The organism is Chryseobacterium limigenitum (assembly GCF_900114875.1).
GTDB lineage: Bacteria > Bacteroidota > Bacteroidia > Flavobacteriales > Weeksellaceae > Chryseobacterium > Chryseobacterium limigenitum.
The window spans coordinates 24,727-42,533 of sequence record NZ_FPKW01000020.1 but is presented as its reverse complement, the minus strand read 5'-3'; the positions used below and the strand labels follow the sequence as shown (position 1 = coordinate 42,533).

Below are 17,807 nucleotides of genomic sequence, written 5' to 3'. Positions count from 1 at the left end.
TTAACGTTAAGTAAAATGCTTCTATCTTAGCCACCAAGAAATTATTTAATGAAAAATTTCAACATAAAGGCGGTTTTATTTTTAAACTATTTCGTTTTCGCTATTCTTTTGAATTCTGTGGGAACGGTAATTTTACAGATGCAGCAAAATTTCGGGATCTCGAAATCTTCTGCAAGTGTTTTGGAGGGTTTCAAAGACCTTCCGATTGCAATCTGTTCATTCATTTTGGCATCTTTTTTACCAAAAATAGGAATCAAGAAATCAATGTTGATCGCATTGTTTTTGGTGAGCTGTATGTGTTTTGTAATGCCTTTTTCTAATGATTTCTGGTTTTTCAAATTACTGTTTACGATTGTTGGAGTTTCTTTCGCTTTAATTAAAATTTCGGTTTTCACATCCATCGGATTGGTGACGAATACAGATAAAGAGCACTCAAGTTTTATGGGATATCTGGAAGGATTTTTCATGATTGGGGTACTGGTTGGAAATGTTTTATTCAGCTTATTTATAGACGACCATAATCCGAAATCTACCCATTGGCTGAATGTTTATTGGGTGTTGGGTGCACTTTCCACACTATCATTTTTGTTTCTTTTCTTTTCTAAATTGAATGAAAATGAAGCAAAAAGCGAAAAAACAGACTTGCTTGGCGATCTTAAAAACAGCGCAAGTTTATTCAGTTACAGAAAAGTGTTGTTCTTTTTATTATGTGCTTTTCTTTTTGTGTTGGTAGAACAGAGTTTCCAAACGTGGACACCAACTTTTTATAAAGAAATCCTAAAAGTTCCAACTTCGATGAGTATTCAGGCGGGTGCGGTTTTGGCGGGTGCTTTTGCGTTGGGAAGATTCTTATCGGGCTTTTTCTCGAAAAAATTCAGTTGGATTTACGTTGTTTCCTTTTGTGTGATTGGTTTTGCAATAAGTATTTTATTGGTTTTACCTTTAACTCACAATATTCATATCGACACAGGAACAACTTGGCTGAACGCTCCATTGGTTGTGTATTTATTTCCATTAATGGGCGGTTTATTAGCTCCGATTTATCCAAGTATTAATTCTGTGATCTTGGCATCAATTCCAAAATATTTACACAGTGCAATGTCTGGTTTGATTGTCGTTTTTTCTGCAATAGGAGGAACAATTGGTTCGATAATCACAGGTTTTGTATTTGAAAAATTTAGCGGACAGCAGGCGTTTTACCTTTCATTAATTCCACTTTCAATGTTGATTGTTTCTGCAATTTTCATGAATAAATTAAAAATAAATCCTAAAAAATAAAAATGAGTAATCAACTTTACATAAACGAAATTCAGGTTCTTTTTGATGATGTTCAAAGATCTAAAGTTTTTGAAGATCAAAAGATGATGACAGATGCGGTTCCATTATTTTCTATTGCTGAAATTAATTCAAAATATGAAAAGGAAAAAGACACAGAAGATTTTGATTTAAAAGCTTTTGTAATGTCAAATTTCGATTTCTTAGGAGCTAAAATTTCGATCACGAGAGAAAAGCAGTTGCCAATTAACGAACATATCGAAAAACTTTGGGATGAACTGACAAGAACTGCTTACGAAGAAAAAGGAACATTATTACAACTTCCAAAGCCTTATGTGGTTCCGGGAGGGCGTTTCAATGAGTTTTTCTATTGGGACAGCTATTTTATTATGCTTGGTTTGCAGGTTTCGGGAAGAGTGGAAATGATGGAAAATATCATTGAAAACTGTTCGTATTTAATTCAGACAGTTGGATTTGTTCCGAATGCGAGCCGGACTCATTTTTTAAGCCGTTCTCAGCCGCCGTATTTTTCTTTGATGCTTGATTTGCTTTTTGAAACTAAAAAAGATGAAAATATTTACATCAAATATCACGATACACTGGAAAAAGAATACGCTTTCTGGATGAATGGTGAAGAAAGTTTAGAAAATGGTTCGAATACAAACAGAGTTGTAAAAACAGTTGACGGAGATGTTTTAAACCGTTATTACGATGCAGAAAACGAACCTCGTCCTGAAAGTTATTTAATTGATATTGAGGACAGCGAAAATACAGGAAACGAATTTTACAGAAACATAAGAAGCGCCTGCGAATCGGGGTGGGATTTTTCCAGCAGATGGTTTGCAGATGGCGAAACGATACAAACAATAGAAACACTGAACCTTGCCGAGGTTGATCTGAACTGTCTTTTATGGCATTTAGAAAAAACATTGGCAAAATCTTCAGCGCTACAAAATTTAACAGAAAAGGAAAGTTACTTTACTCAAAGAGCAGCAAAGCGAAGACAGATGATCGATAAATACTTTTGGGATGAAAACATGTATAAAGATTATCACACAAAAAAACACACAACAACACCGTCTGAACATATTGCTGCTCTTTATCCTTTATTTCTTGGTTTAGCGAGTGACGAACAGGCGAAATCTGTTGCGAAAAATATAGAGGAAAAGTTCTTGTATCAGGGCGGATTGGTTACTACAACCAAAAATTCCGGACAGCAATGGGATTTGCCGAATGCTTGGGCGCCTTATCAATGGTTAGGTTTTAAATCAATGAAAAATTATGGATTTGATGATCTGGCCGAGAAAATTAAAAATAACTGGTGTTCTAATGTTGAAAGAGTTTACAGCAACACCGGAAAATTAATGGAAAAATATAATGCTCTGGATACAGAAACGATTGCCGGAGGTGGAGAATATCCAAATCAGGACGGCTTCGGCTGGACAAATGGTGTTTACTTAAAATTAAAACAAAATTAAAACTAACTATAAAAAATCATAGGGCTATGAAAAAAAAATCGATCTTTTTAATTGCCGGTATTGCAACGCTTTACTTCAATAATGCGTATGCCCAGGAAACTCCACAGGATTCTACCAGATCGGCATCTATTGAACAAGTCGTAATCACTGGTAACTCAAATCCTAAAAAGAAAATTGAATCGAGTACCGCAATTTCTACATTCAGTGCAAAGGAAATTCAGAAGCAAAACCCGATCAGTGCGGCTGCTTTATTGCAGAGAGTTCCTGGTTTTGCTGTGGAAACTTCAGGTGGTGAGGTCGGAAACAACCTTTTTGCAAGAGGTATTCCTTCTGCAGGTGCGTATGAATTTGTGCAGGTTCAGGAAGACGGGTTACCCGTTTTCGAAGATGGAGCTTTGCAGTTTGCCAATGCAGATAATTTCTTTCGCGTTGATAATTCAGTAAGCAGATTAGAAGCTTTGAGAGGAGGTTCAGGATCTATTTTTGCAACCAATTCTCCCGGAGGTTTGATCAACTTTATTACAAAAGAAGGTGGTAACGATTTTAAAGGAACTGCAAAACTTGAAACGAGTACCTACGGCTTAATGCGTACAGACGTAAATCTTGGAGGCGCCTTGGTTCAGGATAAATTGTTCTTCAATGTCGGAGGTTTCTACAGAAGTGATGACGGAATCAGAAAAACTGGTTTTAAAGCCAATCAGGGTGGACAAATCAGAATGAATCTGAAATACGTTTTCGATAAAGGCTATGCTAAAATTTATTATAAAAAGCTAGACGACAGAAACACGTTCTATCTACCGATTCCTTTGGTAAGAGACGGAAATGATATAAAAGAATTTGGTGGTTTTGATGCTAATTATGGAACGTACAGCTACAGAGCGATCAGTCAATTAAATATTCCTCAAGCGGGAGGAGGTTTTTTCAACAGAAATTTAGAAGATGGAATTCATCCGAAAGTTGATGTGTTAGGAGCTGAATTTAAATATGATCTTGGTAATAATTTCTCTGTTTTAAACAAAACAAGATATACCAATATCAACATGAATTACACGGGGATTTTCCCGGCTGGTGGACCTCAATTGGCATCTGATTTTGCTAAAGCAAATGGAATTGTCGGAAACAATTTCCAATATTCATCAGTAAGCTCAGGAGCAATTGTAAACCCTGCTTATGTTCAAAAACTAGGGTTCTGGGCAATTGATAAGCAGATGGATAATTTTGTGAATGATTTACAGTTCAATTATAAATTCGACAAAGGAAATGTAACGGCAGGTTTCTATAAATCAACCTGGAAATCCCACCAATACTGGAACTGGAGTAATGTTCTAGCAACAGCAACGGACAGACCTGAACTTCTTAATTTAGTTGATACTTCATTAACGTCAAACAGTGTTGGATATTCTAAAACGTATAATGGAGTTACAGATATGACTTTCCTTCAGAGAGATACACAAACTCAGGGAAGTCTGAATGATCTTTATGCAAATTTAGACTATAATATTACGGATGATTTAAGCATTAATGCAGGACTTCGTTACAGTCATGATTACTATAAAGGAAATTTTGCTAATACAACGACTGCTAATCTGAATAATTCAGGATTAACGACAGACGGAACGCATAGCTTTTTAACAACAACAGCGGACGATAATATGAGTGTTTTAGGAAATAAATACACGTATTGGAATTATAATATTGATAAAGTTTCTTTCACTCTTGCCGCAAATTATAAGATTAATAAAGAAAACGCAGTGTATGCACGTTTTTCTAATGGTTTCAGATCTCCGAATGAGGAAGCATATTATAATTACTTCTCCAACCCTACGCCAGATCAGCCTTTGAAATCTGTATCAACCAATCAGTTGGAAGTTGGATATAAATATTATTCAAGAACATTTGATATCGCTGTAATTCCTTTCTATTCAACACTTAAAAACCTTTCGTTTACGGATGTTTTCTCTGACGGAACTTCAGAAAATATCTTTGCCAATACCAAAAACTTTGGGGTTGAGCTAGAAGGATATGCAAGATTATTTGATAATGTAGTGGAGCTTACTTTTAACGGAACAATTCAAAGTCCTAAGTACAAAGGATTGGAAGCGGGAAGTATTTTGGAAGGAAATATAGTAAGAAGAATGCCGAAGTTATATTTTAATATTTCGCCGGCCGTAAATATTACGAAGCAATGGAGAACGTATGTAAGCTACAATTACTACGGTAAGCGTTTTCAGGATCAGACAAATCAGGATACTTTGCCTGCATTTGGAGAATTTGGAGCGGGAATGTCTTATCAAATGGGTAAAATACGTTTTGCAGTTGACGGAACCAACGTTTTCAATACCATCGGAATTACAGAAGGAGATCCTAGATCGCCATCTGTACAGCAGTCAGGAAGTTCAATGATTATGGCAAGACCAATCATGGGTGCTACTGCAAGAGCTTCAATTACACTGGATTTCTAAATAATTAGTTTTTTTTCATATCAAATTAAGAAACCGTCAGATTTTTTCTGACGGTTTTGTTTATCAATAGGAACGGGCTTTAGCCTGTTTATTTAAATTAAAAAATTCAATTGGTTTTAGCCAAAACCTAGAGTAGCTATGAGATATTTAAAGCTCAAGCTCTCCCGGACAACAGCCAAGCTTACTTCAAAAACGGATTATACTGCTTCTCAAAGCCAATATTTGTAGGATTTCCATGACCCGAGAAAACCTGTGTTTCATCATCTAAAATGAAAAGCTTGGTTTTAATTCCGTCAATTAATTGCTCGTAATTTCCTTTGTAAAGATCTGTTCTTCCGATACTTTGTTCAAAAAGAACGTCACCGGAAATCATGAATTTCTGATTTTCATTATGATAAACCACACTTCCCGGAGAGTGTCCCGGAACATGATAAATTTTGAATTTTTCTCCGTCCAATTCCAATTCATCGCCTTCATTTACATATTCTACATCAACTTTTACAGGATCAATTTGAAAACCAAATCTCATTCCGCTTGCCTGAAGCATATCCAGAACTTCCTGATCTTCTTTATGTAAGTATACAGGAACTTTAAATGTATCAAAAGCCCACTGTAAACCCAAAACATGATCAATATGAGCATGGGTCAACAATATTTTCTGAATCTTTAATTCATTTTCTTTAATGAAGCTGTCGATTGCTTTTGTTTCCTGTTCATTCATATTTCCCGGATCGATCAGCCAGGCATTTTTGTTTTCATTGTAAACTATATAAGTGTTTTCGCTTGCAAAATTGAATACGAAACCTTGAATCTGAAGCATATGCTGAATGTTTTTTATTAGGACAAATTTAGTTATAATAGTTCTTGTTTAAAACACGAGAATCAGTTTTAATTATTTAAGATGCTTCGACTCCGCTCAGCATGACATCGTTAAAAAATGTGTTACGATAAAGCAGTTAGTATTAGAAATGTCATGCTGAGCGGAGTTGAAGCATTTGTTTTTTAATTTTAGCGATTAATTTTACACAATTAATAGTTAGAAAATTGATCAGTCAAACAGATTTATTACAGAGAAAATCCCATTTTTTCGTTATCTTCGTCATAATGAAAACTTTGCGCATACTTTTACTTTCTTTGAGTGGTTTGGTTTTTGGACAAAACATCCAAAGTATACAATTGTTCAACCCACATACGAATGACGAAACTCCGGTGATCAACCTTAATCAGACCTTGGTTTTAAGCTTTGATGATCTTACGAATTCCAGCGATATTTTTAGATATACAATCAAGCATTATGACAGAAACTGGCAGGATGATAATCTTTTCTTTACAGAATTTGCCAATGGAAGTTTAAACGGTATGGTGGATAAATTTCAGTATTCATTCAATACATTACAGGCTTATACACACTATACGCTGACGTTTCCTAATGATAAAATGCAGCCAAAAGTTTCAGGAAATTTTGAGTTGATCGTTTATAAAGACTCTGTGGAAAAGCCACTTTTTAAAAGAAGATTTTATGTGGTTGAAGATAATGCGAATTTAGCTTTAAATATTTCAAGAATTTCAGATGCAAGAAACCCGAATGCTAACCAAAGGGTAGAGGTACAGGCGGTTTCAAAAGGAGGAGATCTTTCTTCCAATGTCAATTCAATGAGTTTGAATGTAATGCAGAATAACAATCCGAACGTTACAGTCAATAATTTAAAACCAAGTGCAACTTTAGGAAATAAATTGCTTTTCCAGCAGATGAATCTTGTTTTTCCCGGAAATAATGAATTCTATTATTTCGATAACAAAAACATGAATTTGCCTGCAGATATGGTTCTGGCAACAGAATTGAAAGACGGGGTGAATCAAACCTATCTTCATCCGGTTTGGGCTTTTCCTCTGAATTATCAATATCAGCCGGACGTAAACGGAGCCTGGTATTACAGGAGAAACGATATCGGGCTTGAAAGAAATGCAGAAAGAGAAGCAGATTATTCTTGGGTGTACTTCTCTCTGGAGTCTGATCCTGTGGATAAAGAAATTTATGTGTTGGGAGGTTTTAATAATTTTCAGCCAAGCAAAGAAAACCAAATGCAATATGATGTAGCAGGGAAAAAATATGTTGCTAAAATATTCCTGAAACAAGGTTTCTATAACTATATTCTTGCAACAAAAAATCCTGACGGTTCATTGAATTTTGGTGAAGTAAACGGTAATTTCTGGCAGACGGAGAACCTGTATCAGGCATTTTTATATTATGCACCTTTCGGAAGGAATTATGATGGATTGATGGGGTATGGCGAGTTCAGAACTCCGGTGAGAAAATAAAAAACCTTATAAGTGTCAACTCCTATAAGGTTCTACATATAAAATAGTACAGAAAAATGTGCTAATATTTTATTTAATCATTTTTTTAATTAATCTCCTTAAAGATTGCAGTAATAAACAGGCTTTCTTCGTCTTCAAAAATATAGTGAATGTGAACAGGGAAGTTCTGCATGCTGATTTGTTGGAGTTCTGTTTCGGGGTCTTCAGAATTTTCCACAATTTGTTGGATCGATTCTTTCAGATCTTCCAGAAAATAAGCTCCTTTATGTTCTTTTTCTGCATTAAAAACTCTCATAAGAAGCCTTATATCGTTCTTTGCAATAGAGGACAAAAATACTTTCATCAGGCAAAATTCTTTTCCAGCTCAGAAATATTTTCATAAAAATCAAGTTTTGTCTTCGGATTCTCGTTGTGAAACTGAATTCTATATAAAACTTCATCCATCTGAAACTGAGGAACTGAAAATCTATTCTGCATTTCTAGCTTTTCTACCATTCTTGCCAAAGTTTCAAGCAATTCAGGGGTAAAGCTTTCGATCTTGTGTTTTAAAATTTCGGCAGTTGCATTCATCATTTTAAATTTTTATGGTTAATGCTTTTCTTTTGATAGGGTAAAGTTAATAAAAATATTTAAATTTTATAATTTTATTTAAAAATAATAGGGGGTATAGTTTATATTTTTGTATTTATTTTAAATTTTACAATTAAAATACAGGGGTGTTGTTGGGAATATTGATTTTTTTATTTATTTGAAGCTTTTTCCAGCTTTCCGCTGTATCTTTTGGGTTACGGGCTTCGCTTCGCTCCGCCCGCAACCCAAAAGGATGTCGCTGCAATCCGGGCTAGGGTTGTAGTCGTTCTTTCAAGAGCCGTCATTGCGAACCGAAGGTGAAGCAATCTCATAAAAGATTAGTGAAAAAAGATGCTTCGACTCCGCTCAGCATGACACCTCTAATACTGACTGTCTTATTTTACGGTAATTTGTAGCGATGTCATGCTGAGCGGAGTCGAAGCATCTATTAAATAAAGGTATATAAGCCTGATTTTAGCCCAAAATATAAGTTGAAGCCATCTCATCACTAGAATGGGAAGAAACTATTTTGGTTTAACAATTCCCATCATGGGACGAAGAGAATTAAAAAAGGTTGGAGCTTTCCCACAATGGGACAGGAAGAAATTATATTGATTGAAAGATTCTGAACCCGGGATGATGTCAACTTATATTTACACAAAAAAATAACCTCCGTTTCCGAAGGTTATTATATTTTAAACTAAATAGAATTCATTGAGTTTTTCTTCACACAAAGTTTTCACGACTTCAATCCAGCGGTCTTCATCGTTCAGACACGGGATATAGTGGAAATTTTCGCCACCTCCGTGCAAGAACTGTTCTTTTCCTTCCACCGAAATCTCTTCCAGTGTTTCCAGACAATCTGAAACGAAGGCCGGACAAACAATAGCTAAGTTTTTAACTCCTTTTTTGCCGATACTTTCAAGAGTTTCATCGGTGTAAGGTTCCATCCATTTGTCGTTTCCTAATCTTGATTGGAACGTAACCATTACTTTTTCTTTAGGTAATCCTAATTTTTTAATGACAGAATTGGTCACGTCAAAACATTGATGACGGTAGCAAAACTGGTGACTCGGATTATTTTCACGAGAACAGCAATCGTTTAAATTACACGTTTTCGTCGGATCTGTTTTATAAATGTGTCTTTCCGGAACTCCGTGATAAGAAAATTGTAACGCATCGAAGTTTTCAGGAAGTTTTTCTCTGATACTTTCCGCCAAACAATCGGTATAGATCTCTCTGTTGTAAAAAGGCTGAATATAATTGATCTTTATATTTGGGAAGCTCTTTTTTCTAACTTCTTCCGCCTTATCAATAACCGTTTCCGTTGTACTCATCGCATATTGCGGATACAATGGGAAAAGTACGATCTCGGTAACACCTTTATCAACCAATTTTTGAATTCCGGCTTCAATACTTGGCTGAGCGTATCTCATCCCGATTTCAACAGGGACATCTACCAGTTTTTGAAGTTTTTTCTGAATTTTTTCAGTAATCACAATCAAAGGTGAACCTTGTTCTGTCCAGACCGTTTTATAAGCTTCTGCAGATTTTGCAGGTCTTGTATTTAAAATAATTCCACGAACTAAAAGCGCTCGAAAAATCCAGCGATAATCAATTACTTTTTCGTCCATCAGGAATTCGTCAAGATATTCCTTTACATCATTTACCGCCGTTGATCTTGGCGAACCAAGATTTACTAATAGAATTCCTTTCATAAATATAAATAATGAGTCATTGGCAATGAGTAATATTTATTACTAATTACGTATGTTTTTTATCCGTTTACAGCTTCCACTCTTTCTACCAAATCGGGTACGAATTGTTTTAAAATGCTTTCAATTCCGTTTTTCAGGGTAGCGGTAGAACTTGGGCATCCTGAGCAAGCACCTTGTAAAAGCATTCTTGCTGTTTTAGTAGATTGAACGTATTCCATTAAAGAAATCTTTCCACCGTCGTTTTCTACAGCAGGAGCAACGTATTCATTTAAAATATCAGAAATTTTCTGCTCATCATCCGTATAGTCTCTGTTGATGATCTTTTCTACAGGATTTTCGTGTGTCTGCGCTTCGATATTTGAAATCTCACCGCCGTTTTGTAAATAGTCAGCGATTAATCCGCGAACAGCCATCATTACCTGGTGCCATTCCACAGAATTATCTCTTGTTACCGCTACGAAATTATCAGAAATAAAAACTTCTTTAGTAAAGTCAAATTCTTTGAAGATAGCCTGAGCCAAAGGAACTCCATCCGCCTGTTCTCTTGATTTTACTTCAACAAAACCTTCCAACAACAGCTTGCTTGAAACAAACTTCATCACCGCCGGGTTTGGAGTCATTTCTGCATAGATCTGATACATTTCCTTTTTCTTTTGAAGGTAAACTCTAGGGTTAGCCAATAATTCGTCTTCAATTACATTTTTCAGACTGTCAATTACGTGTTCCCATTCGATAGTGTCTTGTTTTGCAACCGCTACAAAATTTGCTGTAATAAAAATTCTTTCAACAAAAGGATAATTGAAAAGTTCTTGTGCCAAAGGAATTTCTGAAATATCAGAATCTCTGTCCAGCTCCAAAGACCCGGGAATCAAGTTGTAGTCTGCTACAAATTTCATCACTTTAGGGTTTTCGGTTGGTTCTATAAGTATAGTATGCATTTTTTCGTTAAATTTGAGATACAAAAATACGGATTTAGAAGTTAGAAGCCAGAAGTTAGAAGTTAGATTTTTGCTATCAGCATCATTTAAAAATCGTGAAGTAAAAATTTAATTGTTAAATCGGCTCATTTTTCAAATTTTCAAAATAAAAATATGGCACTGATAAAAGAACTTTTAGGAAAAGCACCACAAATAGGAGAAAATACTTTTTTGGCAGAAACAGCAACAATTATTGGTGATGTTGTGATGGGAAAAGATTGCAGTATCTGGTATAATGCAGTGATAAGAGGCGATGTGAATTACATCAAGATGGGAGATAAAGTAAATGTGCAGGATAATGCAATGCTACACTGTACGTATCAAAAATTTCCTTTAATTATTGGCAATAATGTTTCGATTGGGCATAATGCAATCGTACACGGATGTAAGATTCAGGATAATGTACTGATCGGAATGGGTTCTATCGTTATGGATGACTGTCTTGTAGAAGAAAATTCTATCGTTGGAGCAGGTTCTGTGGTGACGCAGGGAACTCACATCAAGTCTGGTGAGGTTTGGGGAGGTGTTCCGGCTAGAAAAATTAAAGATATTTCTGCACAGTTATTGGAAGGAGAAGTGAACAGAATTGCGGACAATTATGTAAAATATTCTTCATGGTATAAAGATAATGTGAAAGAAGTTCAAGGATAGGTTGAGTGTGAATGGTCAATTTTGCTTTGCGAGTCAATTAACTTCGTGGTCAATTTTTAGGATAATTAATTCACTTGCGAAGCAAAATTGACCATTTATATTTTAATAATTCACAAAAAAGCATTGTCAATTTTGACAATGCTTTTTTAAAAATCCTTAGTGAGAAAACTCCTGTTCGAGTTCGAGTGTTTATTTTATTCTACAGGGTAAACAACCTCTGCTTTTCCGTTGACACATCTGATTCCTGCTGGTTCTCCTACGAACGAACAGTCTGATGTGATTCCGTATTTTTTATTAAATTCTGCTTCTTTTGTGTTATAACTCTCAATTTTTGGAAGAATCTGAGCTTCTGATTTTGCAGGATAAGCAATGTAAGATTTCGGACCGCCGCAAGCTTTAGATCCAATTGGAGCAGGCTTCCATTCATTTGTAGTTACATCTGTACACTTTTCTTTTGAAATTTCTGCATCAATTTCAGCTCTAAGTTTATCTAATTGTGCCTGATCGTATTTCTGACTGTTTTCGTCAGCAGGCCTTTCTGAAATATCTTTAGGTAAATTAGTATTAGGGTCAACTTTTGCTTTACATGAATTTAATGCAAAAACTGAAAATAATACTAAAACGGGAACCAGAATGAATAATTTTTTCATAAAATAAACTTTTTCTTTTCACTAATTCTCAAAACTTGTGCCAAGATAAAAAATTCAAATTCATTTTCCGTAATTTTGCCGGCGATGAACAATCATTTTTTTGACTTAATAGAGTATACCAACAGGAGTGTTTTCTTAACAGGTAAAGCAGGGACAGGAAAAACAACTTTCCTGAACGATTTTGTAAAACGTACAAAAAAGAAGCACATCGTAGTGGCTCCTACGGGAATTGCTGCGATCAACGCGGGAGGAGTAACCATTCACTCGATGTTTGGGCTACCTTTAAGAACTTTTTTACCGACTACAGATCGTATCGATACCAGTTTGGCGAATAATATTGCCGATCTGATGCCGCATTTTAAATACCGAAAAGATAAACTTAAACTTTTACGTGAAGTTGAGGTACTTATTATTGATGAGGTTTCAATGTTAAGAGCTGATGTTTTGGATATGATGGATTTTTCTTTACGATTCATCAGAAGAAACAGTCAGCGTTTTGGAGGGGTTCAAATGTTGTTCATCGGAGATTTGTATCAGCTTCCGCCGGTGGTGAGAGATGAACATATTTTAAAAATGTTTTATAATTCTCCTTTCTTTTTCGACAGCCATGCAATAAAAGAGGTTCCTTTACTGACAATTGAATTAACAAAAGTTTACCGTCAATCTGACGAAAGCTTTTTAGATATTCTGAATGCAATCCGTGATGGTGATACAGCAAGCATAGATTTCGAACATCTTAATGAAAGATACGATCCTATATTTGAAACAGGAACTGAATCTTATGTCTATTTATGTTCTCACAACAAAATGGCCGATGAGATCAATCAGGAAAAACTAAAGGAAATAAAAGTTGATCCTACTACTTTTGAAGCGAAACTTTTTGGAGAATTTAAAGAAAATCAGTTTCCCAACGAACAGTTTTTAGAATTGAAAATCGGGGCTCAGGTTATGTTTATCCGAAATGATATTTCCGGGGAGAAAAGATATTTCAACGGAAAATTAGGTGAAATTTCTGCTTTAGATGAAAACGAAATTAAAGTAGTTCTCGACGGCAGCGAAAGAGAAATTACGGTAAAAAGAGAAGTTTGGGAACAGAAAAAATATTTTCTGGACACCGAGAAAAATATTAAAGAGGAGGTTTTGGGAAGCTTCGAACAGTTTCCTATAAAACTGGCTTGGGCGGTTACTATACATAAAAGTCAGGGATTGACATTTGATAAAGTGATTATCGATGCCGGAAAAAGTTTTACAGCAGGTCAGGTGTATGTTGCTTTGTCACGTTGCCGAACGTTGGAAGGAATTGTGTTGAAATCAAAAATTACCCCTGAAGTTATTTTTAAAGATAACAGAATTCTACAGTTTCAGGGATCTACTTTTGCGAATGATAATGTGGAGGCTATTTTAAATCAGGAAAAATATGATTACAGCATTAAAAAAGTCCTTCGTACCGTTGATTCAAGATGGATTTTGAATGAAGTGGAAGAGTGGAACAAGCTTTCAATCACGACAAAAAGTATTGATACAGTAAAAACCAATCAATTATATATTCAGCTAAAACATGAAGTAACCCAATTAGGGAAAATTTTCGAAAAGCTGGAAAAAGTGATTTCTCAAAAAGTAAATAATTTCATCGATCAAAAAGAAGAATGGTCTGAGATTGAGGCTAAAACAAAAGGGGCGGTCAACTTCTTTTTTACAGAAATCAGAGATAAAGTTTTCAGTCCGTTAAAAGAATTTTATGCTGAAATAAAAGGCGCAAAAGGATTAAAACAATACAACGAAGAATTTAGAAACTGGCTCGAAGATGTTGAAGAATATCTGAACAGTTTAAAAGAAGCTCATTTATTAGAAACTAAGCTTTTAGATGAAAAGAATGACAAGGAAGTCAGTATGAAAATTGCAAAAGTTCCTTCGCAGGTGCTGACTTTTCAGCTTTTTGAACAAGGGAAAACCATTGCGGAAGTCGCATTTGAAAGAGGTTTGGTAAAAGAAACGGTAATCGGACATTTGGCAAAATTTGCCGAGCAGGGATTGTTGGATATTTCAAGAGTCATCACTTCGGATAAGATCAAAGCTTTTGAAGATATGTTCTACAAAACTCCTCATGAAACACTAACGGAATGGAAAAATGCTTTACCAAGCAATTTTGAATTTAATGAGATTAGGATTTTGATTAATCATTATAATTTTAAAAAGGAGAAAAATAAGTAATAGTATTTTAAAAGGTTTAATAAGTGACTTCAAATTCATTGTTAAGCCTTTTTTATTTAAATATTTAAGATTAATTTTCTGTGATTATTGTCCAGAAAACTTGCGCTACGGCTATTGTCTCTATATTCAACTTCAATATTTTCCAGTTCGTTAAATCGACTTTTATCAGTTTTGATAAACTCAATTAGCTTGAAATATTTTTCATCAATAGTATTAAAATCAACAATTTTTAAATACTCATCAATCGAATTTTTATCAATCATAATTTTTCCGCTACCAAACTGATGGCGATTTTGTCCATTTTTTTTCACACCTGAAACCCAATATTCTTCTCCGGTTTCTATGTCGAAATGATTTCCCAAAATTCCTGTATTCTTAAGTTTTTTCAACGCTTTGTTGTTAAAATATACCGTTTGGCCGGATTTTGAAAACTCTACAAAACCAATCCATGCCGATCCGTGATGACCATTTGATTTGTTTTCGATGTACATTATTTTTGATTTCATGGTTTTGAAGTTTTTATTGATCTAATAGATCTTGGTTAATTCTATATCCAACAATCTTAATATCACCATTTTCTTTCTGCATTGAAAAAGTTTCTTCAGTTTTACCCATATCTCTTTTAACATCATATGTTAGTACATATTCACTTCGTGCATTACTTCCTTTTACAACTAAAGTCTCCCACTTTACCAAGTTGTATTCCTGAATCTTTCCAATTTTATTTTGAGAAACAGTATTTAGCTCATTAAGTTTATCTCTGTTTGTAACCTCAAAAAACTTATCACTGAATAATTCATACATTTTATCCTGATTACCACCGTATTTTAATTGCCAGTAAAATTTCTTTGCAATTTGATCTGCATCATTTTTATCAGACTCCCTGTTAGAGAAAGTTTGGTTAAATGAACAGCTTATTAAAAGGAATGAGATAATAAGTAGATAGATTTTTTTCATTTTGAACAAGATTTTTTTTCTTCATTTATAGAATGTGAAAATAAAGTATTTATTTTTTAATTACAAAAAAAATTGAAGAGGCTAAATAATTTCAATAGTTTTTTCCTGAACTACACCATCAGACTTATCAATTACAAAAAGTAACTAATGCAGTTTAGATGTCTTACATTTGTTTGGTTTTTTAGACTAAAAACTTAAAGTATGAAATCAAAAGGAGATTCCATATCATCTTTAAAAAAAGTAAATATCTCGTATATGAAAAACTTTGAAATATCAGTGCTAGATCTTGCGCCAGTAAAGCAGGGGAAAAGCATTCATGATAGTTTTCAGGACAGTTTATCTTTAGCAAACTTTACTGAAAATCTTAATTATAACAGATTCTGGCTTGCCGAACATCACAATATGGAAAGCATCGCCAGTTCTGCAACTTCAGTTCTGATTGGTTTTATCGCCAACGGAACAAAAAAAATTAGAGTAGGATCGGGGGGAATTATGCTTCCGAATCACAGTTCATTAGTTATTGCCGAGCAATTCGGAACATTGGAATCTCTTTTTCCGGGAAGAATAGATCTTGGATTGGGAAGAGCTCCCGGAACGGATGGTTTAACGGCTCAGGCTTTGGGTAGAAATCCGGCAATTATTAATGAACAGTTTCCAAGACAGATTTTAGAACTGCAAAAATATTTTTCTAAGGAAAATTCTAATGCATTGGTTCGCGCCATTCCGGGAGAAGGATTGGATATTCCGTTGTATATTTTGGGTTCGAGTACAGACAGCGCTTGGCTGGCCGCAGAATTAGGACTTCCGTATGCTTTCGCAGGACATTTTGCACCTGAACAAATGGAAATGGCTTTCAATATTTACAGAGAACATTTTGAGCCTTCAAAGCAGTTGGACAAACCTTATATTTTGGCTTGTGTCAATGGGGTTGCAGCTGAAACAACAGAGGAAGCTCATAAACTTTCTACGACTTTATTTCAGGCGTTTATCAATATTGTAAGAAACGATAGAAAACCTTTTTCTCCGCCAGTTGATGATATGGATGATGTTGTTTGGTCACCAATGGAAAAATCGATGGTTTTACAGAAGTTGAGATATACTTTTATCGGAGATCAATCTGAAATTGCAGAGAAGTTAAAAAGCTTTCAGGAAAAGTTCAATATAGATGAATTAATGATCAATTCTCACATTTACGACCATCAGAAAAGATTAGATTCTTACGACATCATCAGAAAAGCCAAAGACTCTTTATTCAAAGCGTAACAAACCGTTTATATTAATTGGGAGATGCTTATTTTTATGAGTATCTTTGCAAAAATCTATAGTAAAAATGTCTGATATTAAATTAAATACTATTCCGGAGGCTATTGAAGACCTTAAAAATGGTAAAATAATCATAGTAGTAGATGATGAAGACAGAGAGAATGAAGGTGATTTTCTTTGTGCCGCAGAACTTACAACACCAGAATTAATCAATTTTATGGCTGTTCACGGAAGAGGGCTTATCTGTATGCCACTTCCTGAAAAAAGATGTGACGAGCTTGGTTTAGAGATCATGGTAAGCCGTAGCAGCGATCCTAAAGAAACAGCATTTACTGTTTCTGTTGACCTTTTAGGAAACGGTACTTCTACCGGTATTTCTGCAGGTGACAGAGCGAAAACGATCTTAGCGTTGATGGATGGAAATTCAAAACCGACAGATTTCATGAGACCGGGACACATTTTCCCGCTTCGTGCTAAGAAAGGAGGTGTTTTGAAAAGAGCCGGACATACGGAAGCTGCGATTGATTTAACTCAATTAGCTGGATTAAAAGAAGGCGGAGTGATCTGTGAGATCATGAATGAAGACGGTTCAATGTCTCGTTTACCGGATCTTCAGGTTTTTGCTCAGAAACATGATATGAAGATTGTTTCTATTGAAGATCTTATTCATTATCAGCTTAAAAAAGGAAATCTTATCGAAAGATTGGAAGAAAGAAAAGTGAAAACTGCTTACGGTGAGTTTGATTTTTATGCTTTCAGAGAAACTTCAAACGAACAGATCCACTTTGCATTAACCAAAGGAACCTGGACGGTTGATGAGCCTGTTTTGGTAAGAGTTCAGTCTTCTGATTCTTATTTTGATGTGTTGACAAGACTAAATAATGGTGAAAAACCTTTATTGGAAAAAGTTACAAATATGGTAAATGAAGCAGGAAAAGGTGCAATTATTTTCATCAATAACGTTTCAAATTCTGAAAATACTCTGAAAAAATTACAACAATTCTTGGATTATCAAGACGGTCAGCAACAGCGTCCAACGTTGGCGTATAATTTCAGAGATTATGGAATTGGAACGCAGATCTTAAAGAATCTAGGAATAAATAAATTTAAAGTTATCACTCAAAATCCTAATATTAAACCTCAGGTTGGAGGATATGATGTTGAGGTGACGGAGTTGGTTCAACTATAAAAATGTGAATACTGAATGGCCAGTTTTGCTTTGCAAGTGAATTTTTGCGGAGGTGAAAATTGACAACAAGGTTAATTTACATTTGAC

At 34.9% G+C, this 17,807-nt stretch carries 16 protein-coding genes; 8 read left to right on the top strand and 8 right to left on the bottom strand.

What is annotated here, in order from left to right:
- Positions 1-48: 48 nt before the first annotated feature.
- The 3 genes from BT156_RS18290 to BT156_RS18280 are packed head-to-tail and all read left to right on the top strand — an operon-like array spanning position 49 to position 5,215.
- Positions 49-1,278 (top strand): MFS transporter, encoded by a 1,230-nt coding sequence (locus tag BT156_RS18290; protein ID WP_072412315.1) that lies wholly within the window; start codon positions 49-51, stop codon positions 1,276-1,278.
- A 2-nt stretch (positions 1,279-1,280) separates the two neighbouring features.
- A complete protein-coding gene (locus BT156_RS18285) occupies positions 1,281-2,753 on the top strand; it encodes a trehalase family glycosidase (RefSeq protein ID WP_072412313.1) in 1,473 nt (490 codons plus the stop codon).
- Between the two features lie 26 nt (positions 2,754-2,779).
- On the top strand, positions 2,780-5,215 hold the full coding sequence (locus BT156_RS18280) for a TonB-dependent receptor (RefSeq protein ID WP_072412311.1): 2,436 nt from the start codon (positions 2,780-2,782) through the stop codon (positions 5,213-5,215).
- A 181-nt stretch (positions 5,216-5,396) separates the two neighbouring features.
- On the opposite strand, the gene BT156_RS18275 is transcribed toward BT156_RS18280, so the two are convergent.
- Positions 5,397-6,035, bottom strand: coding sequence for an MBL fold metallo-hydrolase (locus BT156_RS18275; protein WP_072412309.1), 639 nt, complete (start codon positions 6,033-6,035; stop codon positions 5,397-5,399).
- 284 nt (positions 6,036-6,319) lie between these two features.
- Between BT156_RS18275 and BT156_RS18270 the strand changes: the two genes are divergently transcribed.
- Complete coding sequence (locus tag BT156_RS18270) at positions 6,320-7,534, top strand: type IX secretion system plug protein (protein WP_072412307.1); 1,215 nt, start codon at positions 6,320-6,322, stop codon at positions 7,532-7,534.
- Positions 7,535-7,619: 85 nt separating this feature from the next.
- On the opposite strand, the gene BT156_RS18265 is transcribed toward BT156_RS18270, so the two are convergent.
- From BT156_RS18265 to BT156_RS18250, 4 genes are all read right to left on the bottom strand, one after another.
- Positions 7,620-7,877, bottom strand: coding sequence for a hypothetical protein (locus BT156_RS18265; RefSeq protein ID WP_072412305.1), 258 nt, complete (start codon positions 7,875-7,877; stop codon positions 7,620-7,622).
- Positions 7,877-8,107: a hypothetical protein gene (locus BT156_RS18260; RefSeq protein WP_139255518.1), complete on the bottom strand. Its 231-nt coding sequence runs from the start codon at positions 8,105-8,107 to the stop codon at positions 7,877-7,879. Before BT156_RS18260 ends, BT156_RS18265 begins: the two co-directional genes overlap by 1 nt.
- Positions 8,108-8,799: 692 nt before the next feature.
- Positions 8,800-9,822: a ferrochelatase gene (gene hemH, locus BT156_RS18255; protein ID WP_072412301.1), complete on the bottom strand. Its 1,023-nt coding sequence runs from the start codon at positions 9,820-9,822 to the stop codon at positions 8,800-8,802.
- Positions 9,823-9,881: 59 nt separating this feature from the next.
- Positions 9,882-10,760: a NifU family protein gene (locus tag BT156_RS18250; protein WP_072412299.1), complete on the bottom strand. Its 879-nt coding sequence runs from the start codon at positions 10,758-10,760 to the stop codon at positions 9,882-9,884.
- A gap of 153 nt (positions 10,761-10,913) precedes the next feature.
- On the opposite strand from BT156_RS18250, the gene BT156_RS18245 reads away from it, so the two are divergent.
- Complete coding sequence (locus BT156_RS18245) at positions 10,914-11,450, top strand: gamma carbonic anhydrase family protein (protein WP_072412296.1); 537 nt, start codon at positions 10,914-10,916, stop codon at positions 11,448-11,450.
- A 194-nt stretch (positions 11,451-11,644) separates the two neighbouring features.
- Here the strand turns inward: BT156_RS18245 and BT156_RS18240 are convergent, their stop codons facing one another.
- Positions 11,645-12,100 (bottom strand): hypothetical protein, encoded by a 456-nt coding sequence (locus BT156_RS18240; protein ID WP_072412294.1) that lies wholly within the window; start codon positions 12,098-12,100, stop codon positions 11,645-11,647.
- An 84-nt stretch (positions 12,101-12,184) separates the two neighbouring features.
- Here BT156_RS18240 and BT156_RS18235 point away from each other — a divergent pair, with 84 nt between their 5' ends.
- The gene (locus tag BT156_RS18235; protein ID WP_072412292.1) at positions 12,185-14,311 is read left to right on the top strand and encodes a helix-turn-helix domain-containing protein; all 2,127 of its coding nucleotides are present in this window, start codon (positions 12,185-12,187) and stop codon (positions 14,309-14,311) included.
- A gap of 56 nt (positions 14,312-14,367) precedes the next feature.
- On the opposite strand, the gene BT156_RS18230 is transcribed toward BT156_RS18235, so the two are convergent.
- Positions 14,368-14,817: a hypothetical protein gene (locus BT156_RS18230; RefSeq protein ID WP_072412290.1), complete on the bottom strand. Its 450-nt coding sequence runs from the start codon at positions 14,815-14,817 to the stop codon at positions 14,368-14,370.
- 13 nt (positions 14,818-14,830) lie between these two features.
- Positions 14,831-15,268 carry a hypothetical protein gene (locus BT156_RS18225; protein ID WP_072412288.1) on the bottom strand — a complete coding sequence of 146 codons (438 nt, stop codon included), beginning with the start codon at positions 15,266-15,268 and terminating at the stop codon, positions 14,831-14,833.
- A 255-nt stretch (positions 15,269-15,523) separates the two neighbouring features.
- On the opposite strand from BT156_RS18225, the gene BT156_RS18220 reads away from it, so the two are divergent.
- The gene (locus BT156_RS18220; protein ID WP_072412358.1) at positions 15,524-16,531 is read left to right on the top strand and encodes an LLM class flavin-dependent oxidoreductase; all 1,008 of its coding nucleotides are present in this window, start codon (positions 15,524-15,526) and stop codon (positions 16,529-16,531) included.
- Positions 16,532-16,598: 67 nt separating this feature from the next.
- Positions 16,599-17,720 carry a 3,4-dihydroxy-2-butanone-4-phosphate synthase gene (ribB, locus tag BT156_RS18215; protein WP_072412286.1) on the top strand — a complete coding sequence of 374 codons (1,122 nt, stop codon included), beginning with the start codon at positions 16,599-16,601 and terminating at the stop codon, positions 17,718-17,720.
- Positions 17,721-17,807 lie beyond the last annotated feature (87 nt).

What these genes read in the sequence shown, in the direction of transcription:
- BT156_RS18250 (WP_072412299.1), bottom strand. Translation starts at nt 10,760, where the DNA reads ATGCATACTATACTTATAGAACCAACCGAAAACCCTAAAGTGATGAAA.
- BT156_RS18245 (WP_072412296.1), top strand. Translation starts at nt 10,914, where the DNA reads ATGGCACTGATAAAAGAACTTTTAGGAAAAGCACCACAAATAGGAGAA.
- BT156_RS18275 (WP_072412309.1), bottom strand. Translation starts at nt 6,035, where the DNA reads ATGCTTCAGATTCAAGGTTTCGTATTCAATTTTGCAAGCGAAAACACT.
- BT156_RS18265 (WP_072412305.1), bottom strand. Translation starts at nt 7,877, where the DNA reads ATGAAAGTATTTTTGTCCTCTATTGCAAAGAACGATATAAGGCTTCTT.
- BT156_RS18270 (WP_072412307.1), top strand. Translation starts at nt 6,320, where the DNA reads ATGAAAACTTTGCGCATACTTTTACTTTCTTTGAGTGGTTTGGTTTTT.
- hemH (WP_072412301.1), bottom strand. Translation starts at nt 9,822, where the DNA reads ATGAAAGGAATTCTATTAGTAAATCTTGGTTCGCCAAGATCAACGGCG.
- BT156_RS18230 (WP_072412290.1), bottom strand. Translation starts at nt 14,817, where the DNA reads ATGAAATCAAAAATAATGTACATCGAAAACAAATCAAATGGTCATCAC.
- BT156_RS18240 (WP_072412294.1), bottom strand. Translation starts at nt 12,100, where the DNA reads ATGAAAAAATTATTCATTCTGGTTCCCGTTTTAGTATTATTTTCAGTT.
- BT156_RS18290 (WP_072412315.1), top strand. Translation starts at nt 49, where the DNA reads ATGAAAAATTTCAACATAAAGGCGGTTTTATTTTTAAACTATTTCGTT.
- BT156_RS18260 (WP_139255518.1), bottom strand. Translation starts at nt 8,107, where the DNA reads ATGATGAATGCAACTGCCGAAATTTTAAAACACAAGATCGAAAGCTTT.
- BT156_RS18225 (WP_072412288.1), bottom strand. Translation starts at nt 15,268, where the DNA reads ATGAAAAAAATCTATCTACTTATTATCTCATTCCTTTTAATAAGCTGT.
- BT156_RS18285 (WP_072412313.1), top strand. Translation starts at nt 1,281, where the DNA reads ATGAGTAATCAACTTTACATAAACGAAATTCAGGTTCTTTTTGATGAT.
- ribB (WP_072412286.1), top strand. Translation starts at nt 16,599, where the DNA reads ATGTCTGATATTAAATTAAATACTATTCCGGAGGCTATTGAAGACCTT.
- BT156_RS18220 (WP_072412358.1), top strand. Translation starts at nt 15,524, where the DNA reads ATGAAAAACTTTGAAATATCAGTGCTAGATCTTGCGCCAGTAAAGCAG.
- BT156_RS18280 (WP_072412311.1), top strand. Translation starts at nt 2,780, where the DNA reads ATGAAAAAAAAATCGATCTTTTTAATTGCCGGTATTGCAACGCTTTAC.
- BT156_RS18235 (WP_072412292.1), top strand. Translation starts at nt 12,185, where the DNA reads ATGAACAATCATTTTTTTGACTTAATAGAGTATACCAACAGGAGTGTT.